Here is a 16,224-nt window from a genome sequence, read left to right as displayed (position 1 = left end):
ATGGATACCGAATGGTAAGAATTGCCGTCTAGCGTATTTCTACGATTGAATTTCAGTTTAAAGGATCATCGCGCATGAGCCTGACCAGCGAAACAACAGGCGGCACACAGATCATCACGGTTCATTCAGACCGGATAGATGCAGCCATGGCCATCCAGTTCAAGGAAGACATGAGGAACGAAGCTCAAGGTGACAATGCGCGGGTCATTCTGAATCTGACCCATGTAGAGTTCATTGATTCCAGCGGTCTTGGCGCCATCGTCGCCGCGATGAAGCAGCTCGGCAATGGTCGCAGGCTGGATTTGGCCGGACTGCATCCCTTTGTCGAAAAGGTATTTCGGCTGACGCGCATGGATACGGTTTTCAAGCTGTTTGCGTCGCTGGACGACGCGCTGTCCGCCCCCACAGACTAACCAGCCGCTCAACGGAATTGGCACGACACCAATGAGTAACTGTAACTGCCTGGATTTGAGTTTTGTCGCGACTGAAGCAGAAGCCAGCCTTGGCATCGCCAGGCTGAGCTTGTGCCTAGAAGAAAAGGGCCTGCCCGGTCACAAGGCCGGTGACGTGAAAATCGCGCTGGCAGAGGCTATCAACAACGTGGTCGAACATGCGTATGCCGGGATAACCCCGGCTCGGGTGCAGGTACATTGCCGCTTTCACCAGAACTGGCTCGACATCCTGATTTCCGACACCGGCATGCCTCTGCCAGGGTTTTGTATTCCCGAAGGCATTCCTGCAGCATTGGGCGAAACGATTGATGAATTGCCCGAGGGTGGGTTTGGCTGGTTCCTGATCCATGAATTGACCGGCGACATCCGATATGAGCGCAAAGGGGGCTGCAACAGGCTGTCGCTTCGGTTCGATTTTCCAGACTCCGGCTGACCCAAAATCGCCACAATCAAACCATGGTCACGCCGCAAACAAAGGGCATAGTGATTCTCGTAGCTCAGATAGCTTCCCTCGGCGTCCAGTGTCACAGCCCCCACCCAGTGAACGGCGCCGAGGAACTTCCCATTGATTTGACTGGACAATACCTGCCTGCGCGATACCTTCGGCGCGTTCAATCAGGGAAACAAAGCTATGCGGGATTTTCACACTCCGGGCAGATCCGAAGTTCTGGCGACAGAAGGCATGTGTGCCACATCGCACCCTTTGGCAGCTCAAGTCGCAGTGGACATTCTGCAAAAAGGCGGCAACGCAATGGATGCGGCGATCGCCGGGGCCGCCCTTCTGGGTATTTGCGAACCGCAGATGACTGGGCTGGGCGGCGATTGCTTTGTGCTTTTCAACCGGGCCGGAGAAAATGAAATCCGCGCGCTGAATGGTTCGGGGCGAGCACCTTCGGCGGCGGACCCCCAGAAACTGCGCAATGCCGGTCTGACGACTGTGCCGCTGAATACAACGGAGTCAGTCACCATACCCGGTGCGGTGGACGCTATATGCCATCTGGCCGAAACCGAAGGTAAACTGGGCCTCGACGCGATCCTTCAGCCTGCGATTCACTACGCCGACACCGGTGTGCCGGTGGCACCAAGGGTCGCGTTCGACTGGCAAACAGGCGAGGCAACACTGCAGGGTCCCGCGCGCGGTCATTACCTGATCGACGGTAAAGTGCCGAAGGTCGGGCAGGTCTTCCGCGCGCCTGGTCAAGCCGAAGTTCTGCGCCAGATCGCCAAGCGGGGGCGCGACGCCTTCTATTCTGGCGATATCGCGCAAGACATGGTCGATGCACTGACGCAAATGGGCGGGGGACATTCGCTTGCTGATTTTCAGGCAACCAAATGCACCGAAGCCCAGCCCGTAGTTGGCAATTATCAGGGTGTTGACCTTGTCGAACACCCACCAAACGGTCAGGGTGCGACCGCGATCCTGCTTTTGAACATTCTGAAAAGCTTCGATCTGGCCAGCATGGATCCCTTCGGGACCGAGCGCATACATATCGAGGCCGAAGCCTCGAAACTGGCATATGATGCGCGGAACCGGTTCATTGCAGACCCTGATCACACTGCGCGGGCCGAGTTATTCTGCGATCAGGTCTTGGCCGACAGGCTGGCAGCCCTGATCGACCCCAAACGCGCGATGCCTGCGGCGCCCCCCCTGACCGAGGCAATCCACAAAGACACCGTTTACATTACGGTCGTTGACCGCGACTTGATGGCCGTTTCCCTGATCTATTCGATCTTCCACAGCTTTGGCTCGGGCATCGCGTCCGAGAAATACGGGATACTGCTGCAAAACAGAGGGGCCGGATTCACGCTTGAACCCGGGCACCCCAATGAAATGGGCCCCGGCAAACGCCCGATGCACACGATCATCCCGGGTATGCTCTGCGAAAATGGGCGCGTCACCATGCCATTCGGCGTTATGGGCGGCGCTTTTCAACCAACCGGGCACGCCCGGCTTTTGTCCAACCTGACAGATCACGGGCTGGGACTGCAGCAAAGTATTGACGCCCCGCGTGCCTTTGCAGATGCAGGCGTTCTTAAGCTAGAGCGCGGAATTCCGCCCAAGGTCGCTCAACAATTGGCCGGCATGGGTCACAATGTCCAAACTCCAGAAACACCTCTTGGCGGCGCCCAGGCAATCAGGATCCGTGAAGATGGCGTTTTGGAAGGCGGAAGCGATCCCAGGAAAGACGGTTGTGCGCTGGGATATTGATCCAAGCGCAGAACCCAGACCCTATCAGTTCAAATGAAAGTGCAGCGGATATGCCCCGTTTTCGAACGGGCCGAACATGTCGGGGATATCAGGATGTTCCACAGGTTCGCCCGACTGATCGGCAATCAGGTTTTGTTCAGAAACATAAGCAACATAGAAGGATTGATCATTCTCTGCCAACAAATGATAGAACGGCTGATCCTTGATCGGGCGGCTGTCTTCCGGAATGGCCTGATACCATTCTTCGGTATTGGAAAACTCTGGATCCACGTCGAAAATCACCCCCCGAAAGGGATGTTTTTTGTGGCGGACCACCTGGCCCAAACGGTACTTGGCGTTTGTCTTAAGCATTTTCACAGCCCCCAAGGGTCTTACTACCTCTTTCCGCGCGAGAATGCCAATCATTGATCTGAAATTTAGGGAAACAGTCTGTGAACCTCTTACTGACAGTCTTTGAAATCGTGGCCCCTGTCTTTCTTTTGGCGGGTATCGGCTTTGTCTGGGTCAAACTGGGGTTTGAATACAGGCTGCAGTTTGTAACCCGCCTTGCGGTTACCCTTGCGGTGCCCAGCCTTATCTTTGTTGCGCTGATGCAGACCGAGATCCCGGCCGGTGAACTGACGCGTTTCACTGTGGCGGCCATTGCGGGTCACGTCGTGCTTGCAGTTGCCTTTGAGGTATTCGTGCGGCTTGGCGGATTGGATCGACGGACGTATCTGGCGCCGTTGATCTTTGGGAACACCGGAAATCTTGGATTGCCCTTGTGCCTGTTTGCCTTCGGTCAGGCGGGTCTGGGGTTTGCGGTCGTGTTTCTGGCCGTTACCGCGTTGCTTTCGTTCACTTACGGCATCTATCTGGTCGCGGGCAAAGGCGCGTTTGGCAAAGTTGCCCGCGAACCGATGGTATGGGCCACATTGCTCGGCGCGCTGTTCCTGTGGCGCGGATGGGAGCCCCCGGTCTTTCTGACCAATACACTGGACTTGCTGGGACAAATGGCGATTCCCATGATGTTGATCACAGTGGGCGTCGCCATCGCGCGCCTGACCACCCGCAAGTTGGGTCAGGCCATCTGGCTTTCATTGCTCAAACTCGCGGTTTGCTTTGTTTTAGGGTGGGGGATCGCGGTGGCGTTTGACCTTGATGCCGTCGCATTTGGGGTGCTGCTTGTGCAAATGTGCACGCCGGTTGCGGTGACTTCATACCTGCTGGCCGAGCGGTTTGACGCAGATTCAGACGCCGTCGCCGGGCTGGTCATGGTCTCAACTGTTCTGTCTGTTGCCGCTTTGCCTATTATTCTAGCTATCGTTCTATAGCGATTGTGATTTCCTCGGAGCGCAATCTGCGCTAGAATAAAGAAAAAAGGCACGAGGCACATGAGCAGAATTCTTATCGTACTCTTCGGGGTGCTGCTTTTGGCATCCTGTGGGGGCGGGTCAAAGCAACCGCCCAGCAAGCTAAATGACGCGTGCAGCATTGCGCGCGAACGGCCGGATTATATTAAGGCATTCAAAAGCACCGAGCGCAAATGGGGCGTCCCGGTTCACGTCCAGATGGCGACTATCTATCAGGAAAGCCGCTATCGCCATGACGCAAGGACACCGCATCAATACGTGTTGGGCGTCATCCCGATGGGCCGTCAAAGCAGCGCCTATGGGTTCAGTCAGGCACTGGACGGAACCTGGGATGAATACCAGAAAGAGACCGGCAAACGCCGTGCCAAGCGCGACCGTATCCGGGACGCTTCGGATTTCATCGGCTGGTACATGAACAAAAGCTATGAGCGGAACGGGATTCATCCCAGCGACACGCGCAACCAGTATCTCGCCTATCACGAAGGTCATACGGGATATGCACGTGGTAGCCACTACAGCAAGACTTGGCTGTTGAACGTCGCAAATGACGTGGATGCGCGCGCCAAGCTGTATCAGGCACAGTTGGCCGGCTGTCGGTACTAAGAGAACTCAGCGGGTCAGCGATTGCCTGACCCGCTTCGCGCGCGGTTGGAAAACAGGCTTTGATCCAACCTGTTATCCGTATCCAATTGGCCCAGCAGAACAGTAGTCTGGCTACCGGCATTGTCGTGGATGACCCATTTGCGCAGCTCTATCGGATCGCCCGTGAACATCAACTCAATCCGACCCGACTCGGGATTTTTCGGGTCCTGAGCGGTAACGACCGTGGCTGTTCCGTCAAACTCATGCCCGACGACCATATTGGCCTGCCCCAGATTAACGTTGCGCGCCAGTACCAGCGACAACGGTGTGCGCTTCAGCGGGTATTGCTCGGGTGGTTGGTTGGATTTCGGGTCGAATATCTGAACCGTTCCTGCACGCGCCAGAACAACCGCGCTGTTTGGTGGATCATATTCAAACCGCATCTTGCCCGGCCGTTCCATCCACAGTTTACCAGTGCTCAATGAACCGTCATCATTGACCTGCGTAAACGTGGTCTCAACGGTTTTCAGACCGTTGAGATAGTTGGAGATCTGCGACAAAGGCAGTTTTTCAGCGGCCCACGCAGCCGGCGCAGCCAGCGTCAGGGCCAGGGCAAAAGCAATCTGTTTCATGATCTACCAGATATGCGTTTCGCCGCTGTTATTAAATATCCAAATCCGATTTCAGGGGTGCCTAAAACAGCAGACGCGCTGAAACCCATAATTTCAGCGCGTCACTTGATTTTGATACGGCGGTATTCCGCAAAGCCACTTATTGCTCGGGCACAAGGATTTCGCGTTTTCCGACATGGTTTGCCGAGGAAACAACGCCTTCATCCTCCATCTGCTCGACCAGTCGCGCGGCTTTGTTGTATCCGATGGCGAGTTTTCGCTGAATATACGAGGTCGAACATTTTCGATCCTTGATCACGATCGCCACGGCCTGATCGTACAAAGCGTCCTCACCGTTCGTGTTGCCACCAGTGTTCAGGCCCAGCACGGCGTCAATATTGTCGGCTTTTTCCTCGGCCGGGCCATCCACGACGCCGCTCATGTAATCTGGCGGGCCGAACTGTTTCAGGTGGCTGACGATTTCCTCGACCTCTTCATCCGAGACAAACGGACCATGGCAGCGCGTGATCTTGGCACCACCCGCCATATAGAGCATGTCCCCCTGCCCCAGCAGTTGTTCGGCACCCATCTCGCCCAGAATGGTGCGGCTGTCGACCTTGGACGTCACCTGAAACGAAATCCGGGTGGGGAAGTTCGCCTTGATCGTACCGGTAATCACATCGACCGAAGGACGCTGCGTGGCCATGATCAGGTGAATGCCCGAAGCCCGCGCCATCTGAGCCAGACGTTGAATGCAGGCTTCGATCTCTTTACCGGCGACCATCATCAGGTCGGCCATCTCGTCGACGATGACCACGATATAGGGCATCGCTTCGGGTGCGAATTCTTCGGTCTCAAACACCGGTTCGCCCGTCTCATCATCGAATCCGGTCTGGACCGTGCGGCTGAACATTTCACCCTTGGCCAGCGCGTCTTTCACACGGCCGTTGTAGCCTGCGATGTTGCGCACGCCCATTTTGGACATCTTGCGATAACGATCCTCCATCTCACCCACGACCCATTTCAGGGCAACCACAGCCTTTTTCGGGTCGGTCACAACAGGGGACAGCAGATGCGGGATGCCGTCGTAAACCGAAAGTTCCAGCATCTTGGGGTCGATCATGATCAGGCGGCATTCATCCGGCGTCAGCTTGTACAGCAGCGACAGGATCATCGTGTTGATTGCCACCGACTTACCGGAACCCGTAGTCCCCGCGATCAGCAGGTGAGGCATTTTCGCAAGGTTCGCCACAACGGATTCACCGCCGATATCCTTACCCAAGGCCAGAGGCAGCGCGTGGTTGCCATCGCCAAAATCGCGGCTTGCAAGGATTTCACGCAGCACTACCATTTCGCGATTGTCGTTGGGCAGTTCGATCCCGATTACCGAGCGGCCCGGCAATGTCGAAACCCGCGCCGACAGCGCCGACATGGACCGAGCAATGTCATCGGCCAGACCGATCACCCGGCTTGCTTTCAGGCCCGGTGCGGGCTCAAGCTCGTACATGGTGACAACGGGGCCGGGGCGGACGCTGACGATCTCACCCTTCACGCCGTAGTCGTCCAGCACGTTTTCCAGCATCCGCGCGTTTTCCTCCAGCGCCTCATCGCTCAGGTGGTGGCGCTGAATGCTGGAGGGGTTCGACAGCAGCCCCAAAGGCGGCAGTTCGAAATCCGAATGCCTTTCCTCAAAGGACAGCGCTGGCTGTGCCTCGGCCTGCGCACGGCGCGACGGTTGCGGTGCGCGGCGCACAGGCTGTGCAACCACTGGTTTGCGGGGTTCGGCAACCGGGATTTTTACAGCCGGGCGCTGTTGCGGAGCCGGTTCTGCCACATCTTCAAACACGGCCCCCTCTTCGTAATCCGCGCCGAGCGTATCCTCTTGCACGACAGACTCTTGCCAATCGTCTGTCAGAGGTGCCGACATCATCGGTTCCACCGGCAGACTCGCCGACGTCATCGGCGGTTCAGGCGGCAACTCACCCACCCCACCCGCATTCAGGATAAGCGGATCGGGGCCCCGGCCGCGCCCCTTGGTCAACGGCAGGTTCGGATTCGGCTCAGGCGTCATCTCGCCGGTTGCGACTTTGCGGTTGCGCACGGCGGCGGAAATTTTTGACCGAATGCGGTCTTCACCCGGCATCTCATCAAACCCAGCAACAGGCTCACGATCCAGCAGTTCAGGCTCGGGCATCGGCTCTGGGCGGCGGATCAAGGAAGGCATCCGCGCAAGAAGGCCTGTTTTCACAGACTCCGGCGACTCGAGTGGGGGTTCGTCGAATACGGGGTTGGCATAGGCCAGTTCATCTTCAAAAACAGCTTCGGCGGCTTCTGCCCTTGCCGATTTGCGGTCGTCCCATTGCGCGCGACGATCACGTGCGGCCTGCGCTGTCGCTGCGGCGCCCCGGCCCAGCAGGTTCATCAACCCATCGTATGACATGACCAGACCCAACAGGAATGCACGGAACCCTTTGCGCACATCATTCTTGGTGAACCCCAGAACAAACACGCCAAGCGACAACATTCCGACCGCCATAGCCAAAGACATCACCTTGACCATGAAATGCGATGAGATCGGCAACAGCGTCAGCAAAGCGCCCATAACCGTGTCGCCAAAAAGACCACCCAGCCCAAAGCTGTGCGTGGTACGCCACGCCTCGCCTGGGACAAGCGTTGCCGCGTATACGGACACAATCGCTATCCAGATCGGAGCAAAGATTAGCCGGGCAATCGCACGTTCTTCGCCAAAATGACCTGCAAATCGCACGCCCCATCCGATCAGAACCAGCGCAATGCTCCAACTGCCCCAGCCGACAATCATGAACAGGGGCGCGGCAATCGACGCACCGATCCGGCCCATCCAATTCTGCACCGGCGCATCGGTCGACACCATCCAGTTGGGATCGTCCGGCGTGTAAGACCAGATCATCGCGGCTGCGGCCAGGCCCAGCAGAATCAAGGCAATGCCGATCAGCTCTTTGCTGCGCCGCTCAATGGCGGCTTGCGTCGTACTGTCCAGCAAAGGATCGCGATTGCGCGCGTTATATGATGCCATTTTGCCCTCGTACCTCACGAATAGATGCAATCGCGGAGCTTGATCAGCCCTTGCTGCAACTCTGTTTTTGGGGCCACCAAAGCAGCCCGGATAAATTGTTCGCCCGGGTTTTGCCCCGGATCGCCTTGAGAAAGATATGCGCCCGGCAGTACCCGGACCCCGGTTTCCTGCCACAGCTTCAATGCGGTTTCTTCGCCATTATCGACCGGCAACCAAAGGAAAAACCCGGCCTGCGGTGCCATATACCCCTGAATGCCAGCGAATACCTGATCCGCAATGGCGTATTTTGCCTGATAGAGCGCGCGGTTCTCGGCCACATGCGCCTCATCCGCCCACAGCTTTGCCGCAGCCGCCTGCAAAGGCAGCGGCAAGGGTGCGCCCGCGTAGTTGCGCAGTTGTTTGACCCGTTTGATCGTCTCGGGGCCACCTGCGATCAGGCCGGAACGCAAGCCGGCGACGTTTGACCGCTTGGATAGCGAATTGAACAATGTGATCCGCTCAGGATCTGCGCCCAGTTCCTGCGCGACGGTCAAAACGCCGGTCGGGACCTCATCGCGGTAGATCTCGGAATAGCATTCATCCGCGAAGATGCGGAAATCGTATTTTTCGGCCAGCCGGATCAGTTCGGCCCAGTAGTCGCGCGACGCCACCGCGCCCTGCGGATTGGCCGGGGAACAGATATAGGCCGCAACCGTGCGGTTGAGAACATCCTCGGGCAGACCTGTGTAGTCTGGCAGATGGCCGGTTGCAGCGGTGGCAGGCACAAATACCGGCTCGGCCCCGATCGAGATCGAGGCTACCATATAGACCTGATAAAAGGGGTTGGGGCATAGGATGACCGGTTTATGACCGTTCTTTTCCTCGGGGCACAATGCCATTGCCGCGTTGTACAGCCCCTCGCGCGTACCGTTCAGGGCCATGACATTGGCGTCTGGGTCCATCGTCACACCATAGCGGCGTTTGATCCAATCGGTGATTGCGCCACGCAGCGCAGGAGAGCCCTCATTTGGGGGGTATCCCTGAAATCCGGCCGCGTTTTCCATGATTACATCTGTCACCCATGCGGGGAAATCGTGCATGGGCGCGCCGATGGTCATGTGAATGACATCACCGCCCGGCTGGTGATGATCCAACAGGGTGCGCAGACGCGGGAAAGCATATTCCGGTAGGTTCGAGAACCGCTCGGGAAAATTCATAACTACTGCCTCAATGCCGGGATCGTTTTCGCCCCGTTTTTTGGCAGATTACAGGTCGGATTCCGCTTCGTCCAGACAAAGCGACGCCGAATCAGGGGATTGTGGCATTCACGCCAGAGCGGTTTCGACCGCCGCACCCACCCGCAAAAGCGCTTCTTCCGATCCCGGATACCCCATCATCATCAACCCGCACCCCGCCGTTCCCGTTGGAACGGTCAACGCGGCCAATCCCATCAGATTGCCGATCCGGGTGTTGCGCAATGCCAGCAGGTTCTCGGTGACATAGTAGTCATGATCCGTCATCAACCGCTCAAGATTCGGGGGGAGGATCGGCGCGGTTGGGGCCAGCACAGCGTCAAAACCAGCCGTCGCTGCATCCCATGCGGTCCGGCAGGCTTTCAACCGGGACCAGGCCGCAATGTAATCCGGCCCTGACACGTTCTTGCCCGCGCGGAACCGCTCCAGAATCTCTGGGTACATTGCATCGGGGTTGGCCTCGATCACGTCGCGCCACAGACCGTAGGCTTCGGTCGTATAGAGGACACCGGACAGGCTCATGGCGTCGTTCAGTTCGGGCACCTCTAGCGGGACAATCTCGGCTCCGGCCCCTCGCAAACGGTCCAGTGCGGATTCGTAAGCCGCGCCCGGGCCATCCCGCAGATCATCCTTGGCCACATTCTGCAAATCGGCGAAACGGCGGCCCTGCAGCGTTGCACCCCGCAGGTCAGCGGGCGTGCCGCCTTCCAGCAGCGCCAACAGATGGGCGGCGTCCTCGACAGAACGCGCCAATGGGCCAATCGTATCAAACCGCAAACACAAGGGCACAGTCCCCTCAAGCGTTACGCGCCCTGCAGTGGTCTTCAACCCGACAAGGTTGTTCCAAGCCGAAGGAATACGGACCGACCCACCTGTATCCGACCCAATACCGCCCGCGGCCAGCCCCCACGCGACCGATGCTGCAGCACCCGAGGAAGACCCGCCCGGCACCGCGTCGACATCGTCGATACAGGGCGGCGTTCCGGTGATCGGGTTCAGACCCAGCCCGGAAAAGGCCAGTTCGCTCATATGGGTCTTGCCCAGACAAACCGCCCCCATCGCCGTTGCATTTCTGACAACAACCGCATCCCGGTCAGGGACGCGCCCTTTTAAAAGGGCTGTTCCGGCCTCGGTCTCGGTTCCAGCGGTATCGAACAAGTCTTTCCAACTGATCGGCACACCATCTAGCAGGGACCGGCGCAAGCCCAGTTTGACCCGCACGCGCGCAGCTTCGGCCTCGGCGCGGGCGCGTGTGTCGGTAACGCGGGCATAAATGCGGTCCCGGTGGGGGTGCGCGGTAATGGCGGACAGGTAGGTTTCGGTCAATTCGACGGGGTCGATCTGGCCCATTCCAATGCCTCGGCCCAGATCACACGCGGTCATGGTCAACCAATCCTGCATTCCTACCCCCTTGGAAAAATTCGCTTTGGGCGACGGTAGCGACAGGACCGCATATGGACAATCCCGAAAGGGCGCGCATATTGCACGGCATGGAACACAAGCCCGATATCCTGATCGTTGGTGGCGGTCTGAACGGTCCCGCCTTGGCGCTGGCATTAGCTCAGACAGGACACACAGTCACCATCATCGACGCCCTGGCCGAGAAAGTTCGGAAAAACGCCGCGTTCGACGGGCGAGCCTATGCGCTTGCGTTGGCCTCTCAACGCTTGCTGCAAACAATTGGTGTGTGGGAACGGGTCGCCGACCACGCCCAGCCGATGCTTGAGATCAAGGTCACGGACGGGCACGCAGGGACCGGGCCATCACCCTTCTTCATGCATTTCGATCACGCCGAGATCGAAGAAGGCCCGATGGGATACATGGTCGAGGATCGCCATCTGCGCCGAGCCTTTTTGGATGCGATGGACGCGGACAGCAACATCACGCAGATCAGTGGCCGAACAGTCATTGCGCAGGATCACGACGCAACGGGCGTCACCCTAACTCTGAATGACGGCTCGACCCTGACGGGCTGCCTGCTTGTGGGGTGCGATGGTCGCCGCAGCGGTACGGCTGCGCGTGCAGGCATCAAGCGCAGCGGATGGGATTACGGACAGACTGCTCTGGTCTGCGCCATCGAACATGACCTGCCCCATCACGGTATCGCGCATCAGTTTTTCATGCCGCCGGGTCCGCTTGCGATCCTGCCATTAACCGGCAACCGCAGCTCGATTGTCTGGAGCGAACGGACCGACGCTGCAAAACGCATCAATGCCCTGCCCGAAGCGGATTATCTGCAGGTCCTGCGCCCTCGCTTTGGTGATTTCCTTGGTGATATCAAGCTGGCCGGGGATCGGTTCACTTATCCTTTGAACCTGACGATAGCGAACGCATTCATTGGCGAACGAATGGCCCTAGTCGGAGATGCCGCACACGGTATGCACCCTATCGCCGGTCAGGGGCTTAATGCCGGGTTGCGGGACGTGGGTGCGCTGGCCGAGGTGCTGACCCTGGCCGGACGGCGCGGCGAGGATATCGGATCGGTTCTGGTGCTGGAGCGCTATCAGGAGTGGCGGCGCTTTGACACGGCGTCGCTGGCGATGGCGACAGACGTGTTCAACAAACTGTTTTCAAATGACAACCCTCTGTTACGCGTTGGGCGCGACATCGGGATGGGGATCGTCGGGTCACTTCCGGGCCTGCGCCGGGGCTTCGTGCGCGAGGCCGCCGGGCTGACCGGGGACCTGCCGAAACTGCTTCAGGGGCGTCCGATTTAATCCAGTTGCCGCGCCTCGTCGACCAGCATCACCGGAATGCCGTTGCGGATCGGAAAAGCCAGCCCCGCAGCCTTTGAAACCAGTTCCTGCTTTTCCGCATCATAGTGCAGGGTTGTCTGCGTCTGCGGGCAAATCAACGCCTCAAGCATACGGCGGTCAAAGGCATGTTCAGGTGTGGTCATTGCAGCTTTTCCTCGCTCGATCCGCCGCGCATGGCGAATTCGATCAGTGTTACCAAAGTTTCGCGACGGGTACGCAGGCAGGGCGCTTCTAGCAAGGCCTGTTTTTCCTCGGGGTCAAAATCCAGCAGCATGGACAGCGAGTTGACCAGCAGTTCATCATCCGCGTCCTTCAACGAATCCCAGTCGGTCGATAGCTGCTGGGACGAAAAAAACCGCTCTAGCAGCGTCAGAAAGTTTGTGCGGTTGAACCCGTCATCCTGTTCGGCCCGGCCCAAGTCACGGTCAAACCCATCCCAGGACACCTGGCAGCGACGATAAGGGGTAAAGGCGTCCAACTCGGACTTGACGCGAAAGCGCGAAATCCCGGTCAGCGTAATCAGGTAACGGCCATCTTCGGTTTCCGAAAACTGCGTCACCCGCCCCGCGCAGCCGATCTGGTGCAGCTTGTCGTCGTCGCTTTGGCAGGGGTTCGGCTGCACCATCCCGATCAAACGCTCGGGCGTTTTCAGGGCGTCGTCCAACATCTGCAGATAGCGCGGCTCGAAAATGTGCAGCGGCAGGCGCGAGCGGGGCAACAGCAGCGCCCCGGGCAAAGGAAAGACGGAAACCGTTTCCGGCAGATCAGCGGGATGCATCATGTACCCCAGTGTAGCTCTGATCAGAGATTAGGCAAATATCATCGAGCTGAGTTTGCGCCGCCCATTCAGAACAATCGGGTCGTTTGGCTTGAGCGCGTCGAAGATCGTGAACAACTGCGCCTTGGCTGCGCCGTCGTTCCATTCGCGATCCCGACGGAACAGTTCAAGCAACTGGCTTACGGCCTGTTCCAGATCACCATTGGCATGCAACGCCTGCGCTAGGTCGAAACGGGCCTGATAGTTGTTCGCGTCAGCCTGAACCGCCGCAGTCAGTTCGGCCACAGGGCCCGCATCTGCGGCTTGTTTGGCCAATTCCAGTTGCGCATGCGCCGCCTCCACTTCGGCAGAGGTGGAAATTTCGGCAGGGGCACCGTTCAAAATGGCCTCGGCCTGTTCCAGATCACCGGCTGCGATATGGGCGCGCACCAAACCGCCATAAGCCGCCGCATGGTTCGGATCCTCGCCCAGAATGGCGGCAAAGGTCTGCGCCGCGTCCGCAGCGGCGCCTTCCGACAGCATTTCTTCGGCCGCTTGAACAGCGTCATCCAATTGCCCGCCCGGGCTTTCGCCCCCTGCCGCTTCGATAACACGATCGACAAATGCCTTGATCTCGGACCCCGGCAACGCGCCTTGAAACCCGTCAACCGGCTGACCCTTGAAAAACGCATAGACGGTCGGAATAGACTGAATACGCATTTGCGAGGCGATCATCTGCGCCTCGTCCACGTTGATCTTGACCATCTTCACTGCGCCCTTGGCGGCGGTCACAGCGTCTTCCAGCAGAGGTCCCAGAGTTTTGCACGGCCCGCACCATGGTGCCCAGAAATCCACGATGATCGGAGTTTCCTGCGAAGCCTCGACGACGTCGGCCATAAACGTGGCCTCGGACCCGTCCTTGATCAGATCCGCTGTATCGGGGCTGGCTGCGCTGTTCAAAAGGTCCATGACACTCACTCTTTCGTTCGAACTTGCGCCCTATATGCAACCGCATAAGGCAGAAACCAAGGGTTGAATTGCAGAATTAAAGGTCGAAAGTGGCAAAGACCGGAGCGTGGTCGCTGGGCTTTTCCCATCCGCGCGCATCGCGCAACACGCGGCTGGAATGCCCCGCGTTCGAGATATCAGGCGTGGCCCAGACGTGATCCAGCCGCCGTCCCTTATCGGCCGCATCCCAATCGCGCGCACGGTACGACCACCAGCTGTAAAGCTGCCCCTCGGGGATATCCTGGCGGGTGACATCGACCCATCCGCCTGCATCCTGCGTCTCGGCCAGCGCTTCAACCTCGATCGGCGTGTGCGAAACGACCTTGAGCAGTTGCTTGTGCGACCAAACATCATCCTCGCGCGGGGCGATGTTCAGATCACCCACCAGAATGGACTTTTCGGGCTTTTCAGCATGGAACCAGTCGCGCATGTCGGTGAGGTAATCCAGCTTCTGCCCAAACTTCTCATTCACCTCACGATCCGGCACATCGCCACCTGCGGGGACATAGAAGTTCTGGATGGTCACGCCGTTTTCCAGCCGTGCCGCGATGTGGCGGGCATGGCCAAGACTAGCGAAATCCTTGTCACCCACTTCCTCCATCGGGATACGCGACAGGATCGCAACGCCATTATATCCCTTCTGCCCACGCGCAACCATGTGGGTATAGCCCAGTTCCGCAAAGCCTTCGGTCGGGATCTTCTCGACCGGCGATTTACACTCTTGCAGACACAGCACATCGGGGGCTTCGTCGCGCAGCAATTTCAGCACGATAGGCTCGCGCAGACGGACCGAGTTGATGTTCCAGGTGGCAAGAGTGAAGGGCATGGGGGAATCCTCTGTCGTGGGTTGCGCGGAGGTTAGCGTGGGTTGGGATGGGGTGCCATGGGGAAAGAGACTGCAAGTCTGTTCTGCGGACAATACAGTCGCTCATAGATGGCGCAATACTTGGGCTTTCAGCACGATCGGTATCCATTTGTTCAAGTCGTTTGGTTTTTCCGCAGCTCTCTAATGTTGCTTTGGGCGATAGGAAGTCTCGGTTAAGAATTTAAATCGCAAGCAACATAGCGCGGAGGTACATTGAATGCCCAAAGGCATCTCGAAGCGGTTTATCTTAGGCGGTTTGGGTGCCGTGGTTGCGCTTATTACCTTAGCTTTCACGTGGTTCTTACTTTACGGACCAGGTGTTTGGACCGATAACATATCCAATCGCGACCTCTCTGATACGACCGTAGATGCTGGCCTGCCAAGAGAGGCGAACGGTCAATCCGCTGAACTCCTTTCAGCCTTTCACGGGCTCGATGCACTGCCTCGCGTCTCGAATGTGATTTGCAGAGGTTCTGAGGGTAATACCGGAATGCCTGTGATCTTCTCGACTGAAATAGACATTTCGACGATGCAGGCGGGGGATTTTCGGGTCACGACCCAATCAGGAGCAATTGGGACAATGCACTGCGCGTCAGTCCTGCCAGCCACAGACCCTGGTGAGTTGCGCACGGTTCTTTTGATAGGACAATTGGGACCCGCAGACAGCGACCCGCCTGTCAGAGTTGACATCATCGGCCATTTGCATTCCATCGATGGGACCGTGGATTATCGGGGAGCTAGTGTGCCGGTGATACCCCTCGAAGACGGTCCATCAATAACCCTGGCTGAAGTCGTGGAAGATTGGACACAAGTCGGTACGCTGGGGCCTCGCCGTGTCAGAGGCAGTCTTTGTCCGACAAAAGGAATCGTACAGGCAGTCCGTGTCACGTGGGAGGGCGGCGTGACATTGGAAGACGGCACCGAACCCGGCGAGGCAGAGCGCGACCTTTACACGATCACCGTCGCCGCAGCCGACGGTACCCGACGCGACATAAAGCCAGCTGCGCTGGCCAACTTGGGTGACGGAGACAACAATCACATGCTCTGCGTGGACACGAGTGACATGCCCGTCTCGGTGTCTTTTCCCGCAAGCGTTCTGACTGACCCGAATGGCGATCTGAACCCGGCGACAAGGGCTGACGTTTCACCGCTGCGATGACCACTAATAGACCGCGATTTGGGTTTTGTGGCCTGCAGCTTTGGGGTTCATAAAAGCGAATACTGGATATGACTCGTATGATCATTTCTGCCGGCAGGAGGAAGAAACCGCTTTGGGCTCAAAGCAGACACCCATCCCCAACCTCCCACAAAAAAAGCCGGGCCATCAGGCCCGGCAGTCCAACAG

The 16,224-nt window shown here is 58.1% G+C and carries 16 protein-coding genes; 7 read left to right on the top strand and 9 right to left on the bottom strand.

Features of this window, described 5'->3' with window-relative positions; translation table 11 throughout:
• Positions 1-74 precede the first annotated feature (74 nt).
• From GOV87_RS05735 to ggt, 3 genes are all read left to right on the top strand, one after another.
• The gene (locus GOV87_RS05735) at positions 75-413 is read left to right on the top strand and encodes an STAS domain-containing protein (RefSeq protein ID WP_171126348.1); all 339 of its coding nucleotides are present in this window, start codon (positions 75-77) and stop codon (positions 411-413) included.
• A 31-nt stretch (positions 414-444) separates the two neighbouring features.
• On the top strand, positions 445-885 hold the full coding sequence (locus GOV87_RS05730) for an ATP-binding protein (RefSeq protein WP_171211147.1): 441 nt from the start codon (positions 445-447) through the stop codon (positions 883-885).
• A 198-nt stretch (positions 886-1,083) separates the two neighbouring features.
• Entirely contained in the window at positions 1,084-2,661 is a 1,578-nt protein-coding gene (ggt, locus tag GOV87_RS05725; RefSeq protein WP_171211146.1) for a gamma-glutamyltransferase, read from the top strand.
• A gap of 24 nt (positions 2,662-2,685) precedes the next feature.
• On the opposite strand, the gene hspQ is transcribed toward ggt, so the two are convergent.
• Positions 2,686-3,012, bottom strand: coding sequence for a heat shock protein HspQ (gene hspQ / locus GOV87_RS05720; RefSeq protein WP_171124435.1), 327 nt, complete (start codon positions 3,010-3,012; stop codon positions 2,686-2,688).
• A gap of 80 nt (positions 3,013-3,092) precedes the next feature.
• Here hspQ and GOV87_RS05715 point away from each other — a divergent pair, with 80 nt between their 5' ends.
• Positions 3,093-3,974, top strand: a complete 882-nt coding sequence (locus GOV87_RS05715) for an AEC family transporter (protein ID WP_171211145.1) — start codon at positions 3,093-3,095, stop codon at positions 3,972-3,974.
• Between the two features lie 60 nt (positions 3,975-4,034).
• The gene (locus GOV87_RS05710; RefSeq protein ID WP_171124439.1) at positions 4,035-4,616 is read left to right on the top strand and encodes a lytic transglycosylase; all 582 of its coding nucleotides are present in this window, start codon (positions 4,035-4,037) and stop codon (positions 4,614-4,616) included.
• Between the two features lie 14 nt (positions 4,617-4,630).
• Here GOV87_RS05710 and GOV87_RS05705 read toward each other — a convergent pair whose 3' ends face one another.
• From GOV87_RS05705 to GOV87_RS05690, 4 genes are all read right to left on the bottom strand, one after another.
• Positions 4,631-5,227, bottom strand: a complete 597-nt coding sequence (locus GOV87_RS05705; protein WP_171211144.1) for an outer membrane lipoprotein carrier protein LolA — start codon at positions 5,225-5,227, stop codon at positions 4,631-4,633.
• A 139-nt stretch (positions 5,228-5,366) separates the two neighbouring features.
• The gene (locus GOV87_RS05700) at positions 5,367-8,261 is read right to left on the bottom strand and encodes a DNA translocase FtsK (protein WP_171211143.1); all 2,895 of its coding nucleotides are present in this window, start codon (positions 8,259-8,261) and stop codon (positions 5,367-5,369) included.
• A 14-nt stretch (positions 8,262-8,275) separates the two neighbouring features.
• A complete protein-coding gene (locus tag GOV87_RS05695) occupies positions 8,276-9,457 on the bottom strand; it encodes an aminotransferase class I/II-fold pyridoxal phosphate-dependent enzyme (protein ID WP_171211142.1) in 1,182 nt (393 codons plus the stop codon).
• A gap of 108 nt (positions 9,458-9,565) precedes the next feature.
• On the bottom strand, positions 9,566-10,894 hold the full coding sequence (locus GOV87_RS05690) for an amidase (protein ID WP_171211141.1): 1,329 nt from the start codon (positions 10,892-10,894) through the stop codon (positions 9,566-9,568).
• A gap of 53 nt (positions 10,895-10,947) precedes the next feature.
• Here GOV87_RS05690 and GOV87_RS05685 point away from each other — a divergent pair, with 53 nt between their 5' ends.
• A complete protein-coding gene (locus tag GOV87_RS05685; RefSeq protein ID WP_254428818.1) occupies positions 10,948-12,210 on the top strand; it encodes an FAD-dependent monooxygenase in 1,263 nt (420 codons plus the stop codon).
• Here the strand turns inward: GOV87_RS05685 and GOV87_RS05680 are convergent.
• The 4 genes from GOV87_RS05680 to GOV87_RS05665 all read right to left on the bottom strand — a co-directional run bounded on the left by GOV87_RS05680 (position 12,207) and on the right by GOV87_RS05665 (position 14,840).
• Entirely contained in the window at positions 12,207-12,392 is a 186-nt protein-coding gene (locus GOV87_RS05680) for a Trm112 family protein (protein WP_171124448.1), read from the bottom strand. The genes GOV87_RS05685 and GOV87_RS05680 overlap by 4 nt on opposite strands.
• On the bottom strand, positions 12,389-13,030 hold the full coding sequence (locus GOV87_RS05675) for an LON peptidase substrate-binding domain-containing protein (RefSeq protein WP_171211140.1): 642 nt from the start codon (positions 13,028-13,030) through the stop codon (positions 12,389-12,391). The genes GOV87_RS05680 and GOV87_RS05675 overlap by 4 nt, the downstream gene beginning before the upstream one ends.
• Before the next feature lie 27 nt (positions 13,031-13,057).
• Positions 13,058-13,975 (bottom strand): co-chaperone YbbN, encoded by a 918-nt coding sequence (locus GOV87_RS05670; RefSeq protein ID WP_171211139.1) that lies wholly within the window; start codon positions 13,973-13,975, stop codon positions 13,058-13,060.
• 76 nt (positions 13,976-14,051) lie between these two features.
• The gene (locus GOV87_RS05665) at positions 14,052-14,840 is read right to left on the bottom strand and encodes an exodeoxyribonuclease III (protein ID WP_171211138.1); all 789 of its coding nucleotides are present in this window, start codon (positions 14,838-14,840) and stop codon (positions 14,052-14,054) included.
• Between the two features lie 940 nt (positions 14,841-15,780).
• On the opposite strand from GOV87_RS05665, the gene GOV87_RS05660 reads away from it, so the two are divergent.
• On the top strand, positions 15,781-16,038 hold the full coding sequence (locus GOV87_RS05660) for a hypothetical protein (RefSeq protein ID WP_171124455.1): 258 nt from the start codon (positions 15,781-15,783) through the stop codon (positions 16,036-16,038).
• The last annotated feature ends 186 nt before the right edge of the window (positions 16,039-16,224 follow it).

It is taken from the genome of Ruegeria sp. HKCCA5426, assembly GCF_013034585.1.
Classification (GTDB): Bacteria; Pseudomonadota; Alphaproteobacteria; order Rhodobacterales; family Rhodobacteraceae; genus Ruegeria.
Note: the sequence above shows the minus strand (reverse complement) of the source record. Positions and strands in the feature narration are given on the sequence as shown.